Origin of the sequence: Marinobacter metalliresistant, from assembly GCF_038098645.1 — a bacterium.
Lineage (GTDB): Bacteria > Pseudomonadota > Gammaproteobacteria > Pseudomonadales > Oleiphilaceae > Marinobacter > Marinobacter metalliresistant.
In genome coordinates this window covers 1,618,123-1,634,294 of record NZ_CP101118.1, presented here as the reverse complement: position 1 = coordinate 1,634,294, position 16,172 = coordinate 1,618,123, and the positions used below count along the sequence as shown (strand labels likewise).

17 protein-coding genes are annotated in these 16,172 nt (G+C 59.4%); 11 read left to right on the top strand and 6 right to left on the bottom strand.

Going from position 1 to position 16,172, the window contains the following annotated elements; all coding sequences use genetic code 11:
• Window positions 1-5: 5 nt before the first annotated feature.
• Window positions 6-707 (bottom strand): lytic transglycosylase domain-containing protein, encoded by a 702-nt coding sequence (locus NLK58_RS07610; protein WP_117617952.1) that lies wholly within the window; start codon window positions 705-707, stop codon window positions 6-8.
• Between the two features lie 164 nt (window positions 708-871).
• Between NLK58_RS07610 and NLK58_RS07605 the strand changes: the two genes are divergently transcribed.
• Entirely contained in the window at window positions 872-1,396 is a 525-nt protein-coding gene (locus NLK58_RS07605) for a shikimate kinase (protein WP_117617951.1), read from the top strand.
• Between the two features lie 77 nt (window positions 1,397-1,473).
• On the top strand, window positions 1,474-1,953 hold the full coding sequence (locus NLK58_RS07600; RefSeq protein ID WP_341582454.1) for a hypothetical protein: 480 nt from the start codon (window positions 1,474-1,476) through the stop codon (window positions 1,951-1,953).
• A 54-nt stretch (window positions 1,954-2,007) separates the two neighbouring features.
• Here NLK58_RS07600 and NLK58_RS07595 read toward each other — a convergent pair whose 3' ends face one another.
• Window positions 2,008-2,706 (bottom strand): 16S rRNA pseudouridine(516) synthase, encoded by a 699-nt coding sequence (locus NLK58_RS07595; RefSeq protein ID WP_341582453.1) that lies wholly within the window; start codon window positions 2,704-2,706, stop codon window positions 2,008-2,010.
• A 55-nt stretch (window positions 2,707-2,761) separates the two neighbouring features.
• Here NLK58_RS07595 and NLK58_RS07590 point away from each other — a divergent pair, with 55 nt between their 5' ends.
• The 5 genes from NLK58_RS07590 to rarD all read left to right on the top strand — a co-directional run bounded on the left by NLK58_RS07590 (window position 2,762) and on the right by rarD (window position 7,895).
• Window positions 2,762-3,001 carry a TIGR02647 family protein gene (locus NLK58_RS07590; protein WP_117617950.1) on the top strand — a complete coding sequence of 80 codons (240 nt, stop codon included), beginning with the start codon at window positions 2,762-2,764 and terminating at the stop codon, window positions 2,999-3,001.
• A 60-nt stretch (window positions 3,002-3,061) separates the two neighbouring features.
• Window positions 3,062-3,796 carry a TVP38/TMEM64 family protein gene (locus NLK58_RS07585; RefSeq protein WP_117617949.1) on the top strand — a complete coding sequence of 245 codons (735 nt, stop codon included), beginning with the start codon at window positions 3,062-3,064 and terminating at the stop codon, window positions 3,794-3,796.
• A complete protein-coding gene (locus NLK58_RS07580; protein ID WP_341582452.1) occupies window positions 3,793-5,988 on the top strand; it encodes a hypothetical protein in 2,196 nt (731 codons plus the stop codon). The genes NLK58_RS07585 and NLK58_RS07580 overlap by 4 nt, the downstream gene beginning before the upstream one ends.
• A 103-nt stretch (window positions 5,989-6,091) precedes the next feature.
• The gene (locus NLK58_RS07575) at window positions 6,092-6,979 is read left to right on the top strand and encodes a DMT family transporter (protein ID WP_117617947.1); all 888 of its coding nucleotides are present in this window, start codon (window positions 6,092-6,094) and stop codon (window positions 6,977-6,979) included.
• A 25-nt stretch (window positions 6,980-7,004) separates the two neighbouring features.
• Window positions 7,005-7,895: an EamA family transporter RarD gene (gene rarD, locus NLK58_RS07570; RefSeq protein WP_341582451.1), complete on the top strand. Its 891-nt coding sequence runs from the start codon at window positions 7,005-7,007 to the stop codon at window positions 7,893-7,895.
• Between the two features lie 10 nt (window positions 7,896-7,905).
• Here rarD and NLK58_RS07565 read toward each other — a convergent pair whose 3' ends face one another.
• Complete coding sequence (locus NLK58_RS07565; protein WP_117617945.1) at window positions 7,906-8,796, bottom strand: haloalkane dehalogenase; 891 nt, start codon at window positions 8,794-8,796, stop codon at window positions 7,906-7,908.
• 373 nt (window positions 8,797-9,169) lie between these two features.
• Between NLK58_RS07565 and NLK58_RS07560 the strand changes: the two genes are divergently transcribed.
• On the top strand, window positions 9,170-9,952 hold the full coding sequence (locus NLK58_RS07560) for an ABC transporter substrate-binding protein (protein WP_341582450.1): 783 nt from the start codon (window positions 9,170-9,172) through the stop codon (window positions 9,950-9,952).
• Between the two features lie 27 nt (window positions 9,953-9,979).
• Here the strand turns inward: NLK58_RS07560 and NLK58_RS07555 are convergent, their stop codons facing one another.
• The 3 genes from NLK58_RS07555 to NLK58_RS07545 form a co-directional block, all read right to left on the bottom strand.
• Window positions 9,980-10,492, bottom strand: a complete 513-nt coding sequence (locus tag NLK58_RS07555) for a DUF2244 domain-containing protein (RefSeq protein ID WP_341582449.1) — start codon at window positions 10,490-10,492, stop codon at window positions 9,980-9,982.
• A 150-nt stretch (window positions 10,493-10,642) separates the two neighbouring features.
• Window positions 10,643-11,332, bottom strand: coding sequence for a response regulator (locus NLK58_RS07550; protein ID WP_117617942.1), 690 nt, complete (start codon window positions 11,330-11,332; stop codon window positions 10,643-10,645).
• Window positions 11,329-12,918, bottom strand: a complete 1,590-nt coding sequence (locus NLK58_RS07545) for a sensor histidine kinase (protein ID WP_117620314.1) — start codon at window positions 12,916-12,918, stop codon at window positions 11,329-11,331. The genes NLK58_RS07550 and NLK58_RS07545 overlap by 4 nt, the downstream gene beginning before the upstream one ends.
• Before the next feature lie 259 nt (window positions 12,919-13,177).
• Between NLK58_RS07545 and NLK58_RS07540 the strand changes: the two genes are divergently transcribed.
• The 3 genes from NLK58_RS07540 to NLK58_RS07530 are packed head-to-tail and all read left to right on the top strand — an operon-like array spanning window position 13,178 to window position 16,124.
• A complete protein-coding gene (locus tag NLK58_RS07540; RefSeq protein ID WP_117617941.1) occupies window positions 13,178-14,155 on the top strand; it encodes a tripartite tricarboxylate transporter substrate binding protein in 978 nt (325 codons plus the stop codon).
• Window positions 14,152-14,598: a tripartite tricarboxylate transporter TctB family protein gene (locus NLK58_RS07535; RefSeq protein ID WP_341582448.1), complete on the top strand. Its 447-nt coding sequence runs from the start codon at window positions 14,152-14,154 to the stop codon at window positions 14,596-14,598. The genes NLK58_RS07540 and NLK58_RS07535 overlap by 4 nt, the downstream gene beginning before the upstream one ends.
• The gene (locus tag NLK58_RS07530; protein ID WP_117617939.1) at window positions 14,598-16,124 is read left to right on the top strand and encodes a tripartite tricarboxylate transporter permease; all 1,527 of its coding nucleotides are present in this window, start codon (window positions 14,598-14,600) and stop codon (window positions 16,122-16,124) included. The genes NLK58_RS07535 and NLK58_RS07530 overlap by 1 nt, the downstream gene beginning before the upstream one ends.
• The last annotated feature ends 48 nt before the right edge of the window (window positions 16,125-16,172 follow it).

Below are 16,172 nucleotides of genomic sequence, written 5' to 3'. Positions count from 1 at the left end.
AGGGCCTATCGGGCAGCGTAGCGCTCGTGGAGGATGCCAACCCTCTCGACATAGGCCTTCGTTTCGGCGTATGGGGGAACGTCCCGGTAACGGCTCACAGCGCCGGGACCGGCATTGTAGGCGGCGGTGGCCAGTCGGGTATCGCCGTTAAAACGGTTGAGCATCCTTGCCAGGTAGTGGACGCCGCCCCGGATGTTCTCCGCCGCGGCCAGTGCGTTGCGGACGCCAAGCTCCTCAGCCGTGCCAGGCATAAGCTGCATCAGCCCCTGGGCGCCAATCGGCGAAAGCGCTTTCTCGTTGAAGGCTGATTCGGCGTGAATGACAGCTCGGACCAGGGCCGGATCGACACCAAATTCCCGGGCGGCTGACTGGATCTCTGATCGGAAAGGTTTGGTGAAAAGCGGTGTCTTGCGCCAGTCTACCGTGGACTCCGGATCACACGCATAGCAATGAAACCTGATGACATCGAACTCCGCGCCGGCTGGCTGGATGCCGCTGTAGGCCACCACGCCGTTTTCATCCGTGTACCGGTAAACCGTATCGTTACCGGTGGAGGCCCGGGGTTGGCTGGTGCTTTTCACGTTGGTGAATTCGACCGTGCCATCCGGGTGGGCAATGCGCTTGATGCCATCCGCCAGGATGGGTGCGGAAAGGCCAAACAGCAAAGCGGCCAGTGATGGGATCAGTCGTGATCTGCCGGTTATCATGATTCACTCGTGAAAGATGCGGTCAACGGTCGGCTCAAGGCGTTCTTGCAAGCCGGCTTTCCCGGGATTATACGGCCTTGCGAGGTTGAATAAAGCGCGCACTTTGTCGGAAAAATGTTACGTTCCGGGTATCGCCAGCCAGTTCTCATTTACCGGGAAAAATCATGGATAACCAGACCAACACCCGAAACCTTGTTCTTATCGGCATGCCCGGTAGCGGCAAGAGCACCGTTGGGGTGTTGCTGGCCAAGCGACTGGGACTGGGGTTCATCGATACCGATCTGCTCATCCAGGAAGACGCCGGGCGCACCCTGCAGGAAATTATAGACCAGGATGGCTATGAAGCCCTGCGCCACATCGAGGAGCAGGTGTTGCTCAAGCTGGATGTTCAGCACAAAGTGATCAGCACCGGCGGCAGTGCAGTCTACAGCGCCCGTGCCATGGCGCACCTCAAGGCGAACGGGACAGTGGTCTTTCTGGATATACCGCTGGATCTGGTCATGGACCGAATCGGTGATCACAGCATGCGGGGCATTTCCCGGCGGCCGGATCAGTCCCTGGAGGCGTTGTTTGAAGAGCGGTTTGCCTTGTACTCCCGCTACGCGGACCTGATTGTGAAAGGCGCAGGGCTGAATCAGGATGAGGTCTGCGACGCCGTCGTGCAGAGGCTTTTTTCAGGTCAGCCGTGAGTCAGCATTAGGGTTAGTTAAGGTGCATGTAACCAGACAAGGCTGCTAAAGTTCAGGGAAACATTCAGGAGTGATTAATGATGATGAAGCCATTAGCTTATGTGCTTACCCTGGTGTTTGTGGGGATGGTCCCAGCGGCCGTTCTGGCCGAGTCCGCTTCGGATTCGTCTGTGGAGGCGTTAAAGAAGGAAACCCGGGAGCTGGGTAAGGCCCTGAAAGAGTATGGTTCCGATCAGAAAGAGCAGGCAGAAGATTCCATCAATAAAACACTGTCTGCTCTGGATCGGCGCATCGAGGAACTTGAGCAACAGCTCTCGGAAAACTGGGACGACATGAGCGACCTCGCCCGGGAGCGCTCCCAGAAGAGCCTGGAATCACTGCGGGAACAACGGGCGCGTGTGCAGAACTGGTATCAGGAGCTCAAAGCCAGTTCAGCATCTGCATGGGAACGTGCCCGTAAGGGGTTTTCCGAGGCCTATGAAGCTCTTTCGGAGCAGTGGAGTGATACCGAGGAGGAGCTTGAAGAGGAACCGGACAAGCGGGCTGACAGCATCTGACCGGATCGCCGTCGCCTCCATTGAGCCCCAGGCACAAGCTGGGGCCAGGCCAGATCAATTGCGGACGGAGCAGACCTCCTGGATAGTCAGGGGCCGGTAATCACCCGGTGGCAGCGCTTCGTCCAGCCGGATGTCCCCCATGCTTTCCCGATGCAGGGCAGTTACGCGGTTGCCCGCGGCATGGAACATTCGCTTTACCTGATGATAGCGCCCTTCATAGATCGTAACCCGCGCTTCCCGGGTGTCGAGTACGTCCAGCTGGGCCGGCGAGGTCGTCAGTTGTTCGAATTCAAACCAGATGCCCTGGGCAAACAACGTTTCTGTCTGCTTCGATATAGGGCCGGCGGTGGTTACCCGATACACCTTCGGGATCTTGACCCGGGGCTCCGTGAGCAGCCGTGACCATTGGCCGTCGTTGGTGAGGATCAGCAGGCCGGTGCTGGCCCGGTCCAGTCTTCCGGCAATGTGCAGGTCGGGGCGCAACGCCGGGGCAATCAGATCCAGAACAGTTTTGTGCGTATCATCGAGCGTGGCGCTGAGGTAGCCAGCGGGTTTGTGGAGCATGAGATAGCGGGCGGGCTCGCCGGCCTGAATTATCTCTCCATCCACCTGTACCTGGGCAAACCGGTCGACCTCAGATGCAGGTTCCCTGCATGGGGCGCCGTTCACAGTTACCCGGCCGGAGGCGATCAGGAAATTGGCCTGACTGCGACTGATTCCATTACGGTTGCTGAGAATTCGTGAAAGCTTCATGGTGTGAATCGGCTATGCTGAGTGTAAATCCCTGACCATAATACGAGGAAATGCCATGCCATTCTCTGTTGATCATCTCGCGGAACTCAATCTTCTGGGTCGGTTCCCGTCCACCTCGAACCAGGAAGGGCTGAAGGTGCATGCCCACTCGGCGGCTCCGGAAATGGTGAGGGCCGCGGAGAACCTGTATTCCAAGGGACTGATCAGCCAGAGGGATGGCGGCTACCTGACGCCACTCGGGGCGGAAGCGGTGGAGCTGACCCAGAAACTTCAGTCGATACTCAGTACTCCCTGAACAGACGGGCGCCGGCTCGTCCCTTTGAGACCCGGTGCGCTCTCGCGTTAGGGTTAGAGCATGAGTGACTGGAAGAAATCGCCGTTTCTGTGGATGGCGGCCAGCATCGCCGGAGTCGGATTGGTTGTTGGTCTGCTCTACGCGCTGGGCGTTCACAAGCAGGTCGTGGACCTGCTGCGCTGGTTTGATGCCCAGGGGCTCTGGGCGGCGGTTTTGTTCATCGGCATCATGGTGCTCGCCATGGTGTTCCTGTTCCCGGGCATACTGCTGACAACCGGCGCCGGTTTCGTCTTCGGTGTGCTTGAGGGCACCACCTATGTGGTGATCGGCACCACACTGGGGGCGGCGGCCGCTTTCCTGATTGCGAGGCACTTTCTCGGTGAGCACGCCCATGTGTATATCCGCAATCGCGCACGGCTTTCCATGGTGAGCAACGAGATGGCGCCCCATGGCTGGAAAATCGTGTTGCTGACGCGTCTGATCCCCTTCTTTCCGGGAAAACTTTCCAACTTTCTGTTCGGTCTCACCAATTTCTCGTTTGGTGGCTTCGTTGCGGGCACATTTTTTGGTGTTATTCCGTTCTCGCTTCACAACGTGTATCTGGGCTCACTGGCGGCGGATCTGTCGACTCTGGGAATGAGGGAGTCCGGCCGAACGCCTCTTGAGTGGGCTATTTACGGTGCCGGTTTCGCAGGTACGGTATTGGCGGTGGTGTTTCTCAATCGCCTCGCCCGGCGGGCACTGGCCCGGTACAAAGTCGAGACCGAGCCAACGGACCGGGAGACGAAGCAATGAGCTGGATGAAGTGGTTGCCCTGGCGGTATCTGGTGAAACGGATGGCCCATCGCCATGGTTTTCTGGATCCCATAGCGCTGTTGGCAAAACTGCACAGTTTTGCCCAGCCTTCGGAGGTGGGGGAGCCGATTGAATTGCTGAGAGCCGGTGTGGTGTTCCATGCCCGGGGACTGATCAACAGCCGGGTGATTCAGCATAACCTGGACTGGGTCTGGCCATACTGGATTGAGCGGCAGTTTGACCCCGGGGACGTGGCGTTTATTCCCCGGGCGTTTTCCATTACCCATATCAACCTGAGTAACCGTAACTGGACGGCCATCGGACAGCCGGATGTGGCCGAGTTGCCGGTGGTTGATCCCCGGGGCCTGCTGACACCTTTTTATGACGGATGGTCTCTGGATGCCTGGGTGCTGGCCGATGACGGCCGCTGCTTGCTGCCCTCCCGCTGCAAGACTGCCCGGCAGCGTCAGGCGTTTGAGGATGGTCCCGTGGTAGTGACCGATTCAGAATTGGGCGGGTTGAGCCTGACCAGTCGCTCCCGGGTCGTGGTGGAAAATGGCAAGCCGGTTTGTGAGCTGTTGCTGAGGGCGAGGTCAGGAACCTCTGGCTCACTGGTGCTCTCACTGCGACCGGCAAACCCGGAGGGCATCAGTTTTATCAATCGGGTAAGTCTGTCGGGGCAGCGCGATGCCTGGACCGTTGACAGAAAGCAGACCGTGTTTTTCAGCCGGCCGGCCGAGCGTCATCACGTCTCGGACTATCGGCAGGGCGATGTGCGGATTCACCTCCAGGACAATCAAGACCAGAGCCAGGGCAAATGCGATGTTGGCATGGTCACGGCAGCGGCGCTGTTTCCGATGCGGGCCGGAGAGGTCTCGGAGCTTACCGTAAGGGTTCCGCTGTCGGACGAGTCGGCTCCGGCGATTCGGCCGGACAGCTGGCTCGGTGCCCTGGAAGGGTATGCCCAACTGGAATGCCCCGATGAATCCTGGCAGTTCCTCTACGATGCCGCTATCCACTCCCTGGTGCTGCACTCACCGGAGGATGTCTATCCCGGCCCCTACACCTACAAGCGCTTCTGGTTCCGCGATGCCGCGTTCATTATTCACGCCTTGCTCTGCGTCGGGCTGACGGACCGCGCCGAGCGCGCGCTGCATCAGTTTCCCCACCGGCAACTGAAAAACGGCTATTTCCGTTCCCAGGAAGGGGAGTGGGACGCGAACGGCGAGGTGCTCTGGATTCTGAGGCGTTTCCACGAACTGACCGGCCGGGCCCTGCACCGTCGATGGCAAGAACCGGTGCGCAAGGGCGCCCGCTGGATCCAGAAAAAGCGTCTGAGCGATACCCTGGACAAGCCCCATGCAGGTCTGTTGCCGGCCGGCTTCAGCGCCGAGCACCTGGGGCCCAATGACTATTACTACTGGGACGACTTCTGGGGGATAGCCGGCCTGAAAGCCGCTGAGGAGCTGCTCAGACCTGTCGACCGGGAAGCCAGCGAGCACTTCGGCGCCGGTGCCCGGGAATTTGCCCAGACCGTTGATCGCAGCCTGGCAACCTGTGCTGAGCGCCTGAAACGCCCGGGCATGCCGGCGTCACCTTACCGCCGGCTGGATGCAGGCGCCATCGGTTCGCTGGCGATAGGGTATCCCACCCAGCTGTGCAGGCCGGATGACCCGAGGTTGCTGGACTGTGTCGAATTCCTGCTTGAGAAGTGCTTCGTGAAAGGGGCCTTCTACCAGGACATGATTCACTCGGGCCTCAATGCCTACCTGACACTCCATGTTGCCCAGGTGCTATTGCGGGCAGGGGACCTCCGTTATCTGGAACTGGTGGACGCCGTCGCCGGGCTGGCATCGCCTACCGGACAGTGGCCAGAGGCCATTCATCCCGGAACCGGAGGCGGTTGTATGGGGGACGGGCACCATGTCTGGGCATCGGCAGAGTGGCTGCTGATGGTGCGCAACTGCTTCGTGCGGGAGGAGGGCGACCGGCTGGTTTTCTGTGCGGGCGTCCCGCCCCGCTGGCTCGAACAGGGCAAACCCATCCGGTTCGGACCGGCACCGACCAGCTTCGGAACCGTTTCGATAGCCATTGAGCCCCGGCCTGGCGGTACGCCGGACGTGACCTGGCGAGGAAACTGGCATCGTGGCGAGCCCGACATCGAAGTGAAGCTCCCTGAGGTTCGCCCGTGACAATCTGTACTGGTCGTGAAACGGGTTTTCTGTATCTGTTTTGTTTGCCTGCTAACTTATAAACTAAGCTGACTGACAGATACATCGAATCCGGTTGCGATACATGCGCTCACTGTTCTACTCGTTTTTTGTCCCCGCACTCTTTGTCTGGCTGTGGAGTACCGGTTTTATCGGCGCCAAGTATGGTTTGCCGTTTGCCGAGCCCTTTACCCTGCTGCTGATCCGCATGCTGATGACGCTGGTGCTGCTTGCGGGGCTGGCCTGGATCATGAAAACCCGCTGGCCGGGCTGGCGCGGTGCCGGCCATCTGGCGGTTACCGGCGTGCTGGTGCATGGCTGCTATCTCGGCGGCGTGTATTACGCCATCCAGGGGGGCATGGCCTCAGGGATCGTGTCATTGATCGTGGGTCTGCAGCCCCTGGTGACCGCGGCTGCGGCCGTTGCCATTCTCAAAGAATCCGTCAGTGCCCGGCAGTGGGTTGGGCTGGCCCTGGGCCTGGTGGGTGTTGCCCTCGTTCTGCTTGAAAAATTTGGTGCTAACGGCGCCGGTTCAGGATTTTCACCCTGGAGCCTGCTCTGGGCGCTTTTTGCACTTGCGGGTATCTCCATGGGCACGGTTTACCAGAAGCGTCATGGCACCGGCGCCGATCTGGTGGCGGGCACCCTGATTCAGTACGCCGCCGCAGCCACGTTCTTTGCGATCGGCGCATTCACCCTGGAAACCCGCGAGGTGGAGTGGAGCCTGCAACTCCAGTTATCCATGGCCTGGCTGGTGTTCGGGGTGTCGATCGGCGCCATCCTGCTACTGATGTGGCTGATCCGCCAGGGCGCCGCCTCTCAGGTTGCCAGTCTGTTTTACCTGGTGCCGCCGGTAACCGCGCTGGAAGCCTATCTGCTGTTTGATGAGCGACTGGGTGGGCTTGCCATGACGGGCGGCCTGATTGCGATTGTCGGCGTGGCCTTGGTGGTTACCCAGAAAAAACCGGCTTAACAAGGATTCCCGGAATGATTCACGGATGACGGAAGTGACCAAAGGCGTCTGGTATGGTCTTAGTGCCTATACCATCTGGGGCTGTTTCCCTCTGTTCTTCGCCCTGTTTGAGGGGGTGCCGGCGTTTGAGATCCTGATTCACCGGATAATCTGGTCCTGCGTTTTCCTTGCCCTTGTCATCAGTGGGCTTCAGCGCTGGTCCGCAGTGCGGGCCGCCCTCGCCAACCCGGCACAGCTCTGGCGGGTGCTGGGCTGCGCCTTGCTCATTGCGGCTAACTGGGGCATCTATATCTATTCCGTGGAAACCCGCCATGTTCTGCAGGCCAGTCTCGGCTATTTCCTGACCCCGCTGGTGAATGTTGCCCTGGGTATGCTGGTGCTTCGTGAGCGCATGGGGCCATGGCAGATGACCGCCGTGGTGCTGGCGGGCATAGGTATCCTTATCCAGTTGGTGATGCTCGGGCAACTGCCGTGGATCTCCCTGGCGCTGGCTGTCAGCTTTGGAACCTATGGCCTGCTGCGCAAACAGGTGGTACTGGATGGTCTGTCCGGCCTGTTCGTGGAAACCATGCTACTGCTTCCCGTGGGCCTGCTTGCCTTTGGCTGGCTCGCGCGCGAAGGGCTGTCCCATTTTGGCAACAGTGCTTACATCGGCGCCCTGCTGATGGCCAGTGGCATTGTCACTGCCATCCCGTTGCTCCTGTTCGCAGGCGCCGCCCGGCGTTTGCGATTGGCGACGGTCGGCTTCCTGATGTACATCAACCCGACCCTGCAGTTTTTTATTGCGCTACTGGTGTTCGGCGAGCCATTGAGCGATGTCCAACTGGTCAGCTTTGTGGTGATCTGGATTGCACTGGGGCTGTATAGCTGGTCGTCCTGGCACTACCGGCCCAGGATGTCGGTCGGCCAGGACTGAGTGGCACCGGTCAAGTCAGGGTGGCGAGCAGGTTATTGATTGCCCGGGCAAAGGGCACGGGTGAATCCTCCTGAAGAAAGTGACCACCCTTTAGGGTGACATGGGGCTGGCCTTTCGCGCCCGGAACTCGCTTTTGCATATAGGCATCACCCCCGCGGGTAATCGGGTCGCCGTTGCTGAAGGTGGTCAGAAAAGGCTTTTCCCAGCGCTCCAGTACCTTCCAGGCGTTACGGTTGGCCTCGCTCGCCGGGTCGTTCGGGTGCATCGGAACCAGGCGTGGGAAGGCCCGAGCACCCACTTTGTATTTCTTGTTTGGAAAAGGTGCGTCATAGGCTCGCAGTTCATCGGGGCCCAGTTTCCGGAACGAGCCGGTGTTGATGATCCGGGCAATGGGGAACCACGGGCTGTGCAGCGCGAAGTTCTTCCAGATCCTGAAGGCCGGCGGCGCTTTCTGGTCTCCGGTTGGCAGCATCCCGTTACCCACCACGATGGCCCGGAAACGGTCCGGGTTTTCTGCCGCGAGCCGCAAGCCGAGCAAAGACCCCCAGTCCTGGCACACCAGCGTAATGTTTTCCAGTTCCAGTTGGTCAATGAACGCCTGCATCCAGTCCATGTGCTGCTGATAGCTGTAATCATCGATGGCTGTTGGTTTGTCCGATTTGCCGAAGCCGATCAGATCCGGTGCGATCACCCGGTGGCCGGCCGCCGCACAGACCGGAATCATGTGGCGGTAAAGATAGGACCAGGAGGGTTCACCATGCATCATGAGGACCGGGCTGGCTTCGGCTGGGCCCTCATCCACGTAGTGCATGCGCAGCCCATCCAACTCCACATAATGCGGGGCAAAGGGATAATCCAGCAGGCGTTCAAAGCGTTTTTCGGGGGTTCTGACAAAATCCATGGCACTTGCCTTGTTGTTCATTATTGGGAGGAAATGATCGTGGGAAACGTGCCCGATTGAGTTTGCCCAGTCTCCCTTGAGACGTCAATTTCAATACAGGCCAGCCAAACGAAACCCGACGACCAAAGACAGGGACCAACGATGGCCCGCCGGCGGCCTTTGAACCCCCGGGCACTCTTTTCAGATACGTTTTGTCACTGACTTTTTCAGCGGGACGCGCAATCATGGGTTTTACTGGCAGAATTGACCATAATGGCTGGCGTTAAGTGCCAAACTGCCGCTTTTTCAACCATATTGCTGCCTATGGCTATCGCTGAATTGATTCCAGGCGCTCGATCTTCATTCCATCTGAATCGTCGAAAAGGACAAGAGAATGCCCACTGAACGTGAATCGGTCTCCTCAAAGGTTATGAGAGGCATTAAATGCGGCGTGATGGCGCTGGCAATGTCTGCTCTCGGCCAGACCGCTCTGGCGGCCGAACGCCTGTATATTTTTACTGAAAACTACCCGCCCTATAACACCTCTGAATCCGGAAAAGGCTTCGCCCACAGCGAAGAAGACATTACCGGTATTTGTACCGATATGGTGAAGGCCATACTTGCCCGTGTGGAATACGATTACGTGATGAAAATGCGGGACTGGAGCTATGCCTACGACTGGGTTCAGGATCGGGAAAATCATGGCCTTTTCTGCACGGCCCGGACCGATCAGCGGGAAGATCAGTTCCAGTGGGTAGGGCCACTGGCGTCCATCAAATGGACGTTATTTGGCGCACCGGACTCCGACATTACACTGGATTCGCTGGAAGATGCCAGGGATCTGAGAATTGCCGGCTACAAGGGCGATGTCATGTCCGGGTATCTGGTGGACCAGGGCTTCAATGTTGTTATGGGCATCTCGGGTGATGTCAATGCACGTCGCCTGACGCTGGGTCAGGCGGATCTGTGGGTGACCGATGGCCTTGTCGGTCCGCTGGTGGCTGAAGAAGAGCATGGTATTACCGGCCTCAAGCCGGTGCTGGTGTTTCGCGAGACGCCCATGTACCTGGCCTTCAGCACCAACACAGATCCGGCCATCATCGCGGATTTGCAGCAGGCGCTGGATGAGGCACGCAAGGCGGGCGAAATCGACAGGATTGTGGCCCATTACGAATAACTGCTGGGGGTTATCCCTGAAAGGAACTCAGAACCAGAGCCCGATTTGCGAATCGGGCTCTTTACGTTCTATAGCCACTCCACGGGATTCCAGAAGTTCAACGAGAATGGTGGTGTCGTCAATGTTGAGGAACTGCCCCAGAGGAACATCCATATCGCGATGAGTGAGCGCCAGTTTCGCCGGAGCAAACGGATGTTCCGGAGCATTGACCCGGAGGCGGGCATACCGTCTCGGCAGGGTCCACTCCGCCTGTTTCCGCTCCCTGCCTTTCTCGATGTGGATATCGGTATCGTCGATGGTCAGCACTTCCCGCCGCTGACAATCGCGGGAAGTAAGGTAGATGCCGGATGCCAGTGCGATTAGTTCCAGGCCGGCAAAAGGAATGATCACCCAGGCACCCGCGAGACTGAAGCCTGTGGTGGTGACGGCGGAGACAGCAAAAAGGCACAGCCAGACCCTGATGTTGCCTTTCCAGCTCAGGGAACGGTTCGGGGTAAGCAGTAACCGGAGGCCCTCCGGGCATTGTAAGCGCTCCACCATGGGCAGTGCCTCAATCGTTTGCCGGCCATTTCACTTGATAATAGTCAATCGTACGGCAGGTGCCTGGCAAACAGACCTCGCAGTGGACTGGCTGCGATTGTCGGAACCGCGTCCTGGCGGCGCTCACGCGACTTTAAACGGAGCCCCGGTTCAGTGATGGTGGGCACAGTATCGCCGTTCCGGGCGCCCGACACTGCCGTAGGTGACTTCCGCCGACAGTTCCCCGGATCCAACCAGATACTCCAGATAGCGGCGGGCAGTGGTGCGCGAGGCTCCGATGGCGCCTCCAACCTCTTCAGCGCTTTGGTGGCCGCCGCTCGCCATCACCTCCCGGATCTTGTCGAGGGTCAGCGCATCAATGCCTTTGGGCAGGCGTTCGTCCCCGGAGGAGGTGTCGTCACTGGTGCTTCGGGGTAGTAGTGCGTCCACTTCCTTCTGGGCGACCTGGTGCAGACCGGACAACCGCTCCCGGTGTTCACGGTACCGGTTGACAGCCTCCTGCAGCCGTTCGAAAACGAGAGGTTTGAGAATGTAGTCGAACACGCCGCCCCGAAGAGCGCTGCGCAGGGTGTCGACTTCCTTGGCGGCGGTAATCAGGATGACATCACTGCCGCTGTCTGCCGCCCGTAGTTCCCGCAATAACTCAAGGCCATTGCCGTCTGGAAAGTACACGTCCAGCAGGATCAGGTCCGGTGTCAGAACATCAATCTGATCCCGGGCGTCGGCCAGGGTGTGGGCGATGCCGCAGAGTTCGACCTGCTCCAGTCGTTCTACGAACCGTCGCTGAATCTCCGCTATTTTGCGGTCATCCTCGATGATCAGGAGTCGAATGGGGGTCAACTGGTTTTCCTCGCTTCCGGTGTCTTGGGTAAGTATAGAGTAAAGCGGCTACCTCCGGTCGACAGGCTTTCAACAATGACTGAGCCGCCCCAGCGGTTAAGGAATAATCGCACAAGGTGGAGACCAATACCGTGTTCATCGCCCTCCTTGCTGCTAACCCCCTTCTCGAAAATCTTCTGCTGGGCCGCCTGGGGAATACCGGGCCCCTGGTCTTCCACCTCGAAGATCAGTTCCTGACCGAGATCGGTCATGGAGAGCTGGACACGGCCACCTTCGCCAGTGTGCAACCGGGTTGCTTCCAGGGCGTTGTCGATCAGGTTGCCGAGAACGCTGACCAGTTGGTCTCTGGGCAACTGCTCGGGAATGTCAGCCATCTGGCTGCCCGGATCAATGTCCAGGTGCAGGCCCATTTCCCGGGCCCGGTTGTATTTGCCCAGCAGGCAGCCGGCCAGGACCGGGTCGGGCACCGCGTCCAGCAGCAGGTGCAGCAGTGCCTGGTGATCGCTGACCTCGCTCCCGATCAGGGCCAGGGCCTCGTCGGTGGCGCCAATCTGGATCAGGCCGGCAATGGTGTGCAGTTTGTTGGAGTACTCGTGGGTCTGGCTACGCAAGGCATCGGCGTATTGCTGGATGCGGGTCAGCTGGCGGCTGACCTGGTCCACCTCATCACGGAGCCGGAAACTGGCCACCACGCCAATGATGTCGCTGCCGTCCCGCACCGGGAGCCGGTTCACAATCATTTGCCGGCCACGCAGCCATACCTCCCGGTCGAAATCAGGAATGCCGGACTCCAGCACCGACAACAGGTCGCTTTCCGGTAATACCGAAAGCACCGGCTGGCCGGCCAGGGGTGTTTCCGGTTTCAGCCCCAGGGTGTCCAGGGCGGTGCGGTTGACGGTGGTAATCAGACCTTCCCGGTTGATGGCAATGATGCCTTCACGAACCGATTGCAGCGTTGCATCCCGTTCCCGGAACAGCCGGGCGATTTCCTCGGGTTCCAGGCCAAAGATCGCCCGTTTGAACCGACCGGCAATCACAATGGCCAGGAGGATAGTGATCATCAGCATCACACCGATCACCCCGTAAAGCACAAAATTGTACCGTGCAATGGTGGCTTCAACCTGCGCCAGACTGTAGCCCACCGACACAATACCGATGATCTCGCCGGTGCCCGGTATTATCACCGGCGCCTTGCCGCGCATGGACTCGCCCAGGCTGCCCAGAGCTCTGGCCACATAGGCTTCACCATGTACAAGGGCCTGGCGGCCATAATCACCATCGTCGTCTGCCATGGAGTGACCCAATCGGGTTGGATCCGGGTGGGCCAGGCGGATGGCCTTCTGATCACCGATCACGATAAACAGGGCTTCGTTGGTTTTCGCCAGCCGGGCCGCCAGGTGATTGAGTTCTGGCACATCCCGGTTCTGAATGCCTGAAATCACCGCCGGTGTGGCGGCCACGGTCTTGGCGACCATCAAGGCCCGCTGGCCGATCTCGTCGTACAGGGATTCGCTCAGGTAATAGCCGGCAAACACGCCAATCAGGATCGTCTGTAAGGCACCGACGAGCCCGAGGGTGAGAATCATGCGGGTTTTGAGTTTGGTTTTTCGGAACACGATACGGACTGCTGGTGTTGTTGTCGTTTGCTCATCAGGGTAATGCACGGTGGCGCGGATTGCCCGTGAACTTTATGAACAAAACGGCCATTAGTTTCTTTAAAGGCGTTACGACCACAAGCTTCAAGACTGTGCCGATCCGCTTTTAACCTGTATGCGAGTCGCCCCATCGGCCTAGCCAACAGGCCTGCCTCGGGAGCGAACACAACAACAAGCATGAGGTGACACAATGTTGATCAAACGTACCCTGTCTTTTGTGGCGGCGGCCGCCGTCAGTATGTCTGTCCTGGCCTGGGAACCCTCCGGAAAAGTGGAATGTCTGGCGCCTGCCGATCCCGGCGGCGGTTGGGATTTTACCTGTCGTAGCGTAGGCAATGTGATGCGGGAGCTGGGCATGGTGGATGGCTCCGTGCAGACCGTTAATATGGCCGGCGCCGGTGGTGGTGTTGCCTTTGCACACACGGTGAGCAAGCGGGCCGAGGACAACAAACTGCTGGTAGCGGCGTCCACCGCGACCACCACACGCCTGGCCCAGAAGCAGTTTCCGGGCATGAATGCCGACATGGTGACCTGGGTGGGTGCCCTGGGTGCCGATTACGGCATCATCGCCGTGGGCAAGGATTCGAAATACAAGAATCTGAATGATCTGATGGATGCCGTGGCGGATGATCCCCGATCCGTCAAGTTTGCCGGTGGCAGCGCCCGGGGTGGCTGGGATCACCTGAAAGTGCTGATCGCCGCCAAGGCAGCGGGCGCCGACGACCTGCCGCGTATTCCCTACCTGTCGTACAACAATGGTGGCGAGGCCATGACCCAGGTGGTCGGCGGCCAGGTGGATGCCTTTACCGGCGATATCTCGGAAGCCACCGGTTTCATGGAATCCGGTGACCTGCGGGTTCTCGCTGTCCTGTCCGAAGAGCGCCTGCCCGGCAAGTTTGGTGATATTCCCACGGCCAAAGAGCAGGGTATTGAAGCCCTCGGTCCGAACTGGCGTGGCTTCTACATGCCCAAAGGCGCCGATCAAGCGGCCAAGGAGTACTGGGTTAACGCCGTGGACACTCTGTACGCCAGCGAGCAATGGAAAAAAGTCATGAAGAGCAATGGCCTGATTCCCTTTCATCCGCCCGCTGATCAGTTCGATGAATTTGTCCGTAACCAGGTTCAGGACATCGAAAAGCTGTCCCGCGAAATCGGATTACTGAAATGACCAGCTTTGGTGATCGCATTCTCGGTCTGGGCCTTCTGGTCCTCGCCGTTGTCTATGGCTGGGCTGCCCAACAGTGGCCCGAGCCATTCGGCGGCGCTGAGGGCGTGGGACCGGAAACCTTCCCCACCATTCTCTCGGTGGTGCTGGTGGCTGGCAGCCTGTATCTGATGATCAGGCCGGATCCGGACGCTCAGTGGCCGGTCGGTAAATCTGCCCTGGAGCTGTCGATTTCACTGGTGGTATTGGTGGTTTACACCCTGCTGCTGGAACCCCTGGGGTTTGTGATTTCCACGACCCTGGCCGTGGGCACCCTCAGCTGGCGCATGGGTGGTGCGCCCCTCAAGGCGTTTATGACCGGTCTGGTCAGCGCGGTGGTGGTGTTTGTGCTGTTTAATTACGGCCTGTCCCTGAGCCTGCCCGGTGGCTTGCTGGAGGTGAACTGATGGAAACCCTGAGCTTTCTGATGGAGGGGTTTGCAGTCGCGCTGACACCGTATAACCTGATGTTTGCGCTGTTCGGTGCCTTTGTGGGTACCCTGATCGGCTGTTTGCCCGGCCTCGGCCCGGCCAACGGTGTGGCCATCCTGATTCCGCTGGCCTTCACCCTGGGTTTGCCCCCGGAAACCGCGATGATCCTGCTGACCTCGGTCTATGCCGGCGCGATGTACGGCGGGCGAATCTCATCAATCCTGCTGAATATACCGGGCGATGAGCCTGCCATGATGACCTGTCTCGACGGCTACCCCATGGCTCAGCAAGGCCGGGCGGCGGATGCCCTGGCCATCTCCGCCGTGGCGTCGTTCACCGGTGGCCTGATCGGCACGATCGGTCTGATCATGCTGGCGCCGATTCTGGCGAAATTTGCCCTGACCTTCGGCCCGGCGGAGTACTTTGCCCTGTTCATGCTGGCGTTCGCCACCCTGGGCGGCATTACCGGCAAGAACCCCATGAAAACGGTGATTGCGGCGACCCTGGGGATCATGGTTTCCACGGTTGGCATTGATATCTCCACCGGCACCCAGCGATACACCTTCGATATTCTGGAGCTGTATGAGGGTATCGACTTCATCCTTGCCATTGTTGGCCTGTTTGCGATTTCCGAACTGCTGTTTTTCGTAGAGTCGCGCATGGGAGGCGGTCGCAAAAAGATGACTGTGGGCAAGATAACCCTGAGCTTCAGGGAACTGGTCAGCACCATTCCGACCCAGCTGCGGGGTGGCGTTCTGGGCTTTATTGCGGGTGTGCTTCCCGGCGCCGGTGCGTCTCTGGGGAGCTTTATCAGCTACACCCTGGAAAAGCAGGTGCTGGGCAAGAAGGGCACGTTTGGCGAAGGTGATATCCGGGGCGTGGCGGCTCCGGAGGCCGGCAACAACGGCGCGTCTTCCGGTGCCCTGGTGCCGATGCTGACCCTGGGTGTGCCGGGCAGCGGAACCACCGCCGTGCTGCTGGCGATGCTGATCTCCCTCAACATCACCCCGGGCCCCCTGATGTTCACCCAGAATGCCGACATTGTCTGGGGCGTGATCGCGGCGCTGCTGATCGGGAACGTGCTGTTGCTGGTGTTGAACATCCCGCTGGTGGGCCTCTTTGTCCGGCTGCTTTCGATACCACCCATGTACCTGTTGCCTATCGTGACCATGGTAGCCTTCGTGGGGGTTTACTCCATCAGCCACAGTACCTTTGATCTGTACTTCATGGTGGCCTTCGGTGTTGCCGGGTACTTCCTGCGCAAGCTCGAGATCCCGCTGGTACCAGTCATCCTGGGCCTGCTCTTAGGACCGGAGATGGAAAAGAACCTGGGCCACGCCCTGGTGCTGTCCGACGGGGACTGGAGTGTGCTGTGGTCCAGCCCGCTGTCCATCGGGCTATGGCTGGTGGCCGGCCTCGGTCTGGTGCTGCCAGTGCTGGTTGGTCCGATTCTCCGTCGCCGCATGCACGCGGCCATGAAGGAAAGCCCTGTCAGCGACTGACGCGGTTTAAATACTCCCTCTGACGACCTGTGGTCAGTCTTTGCACCG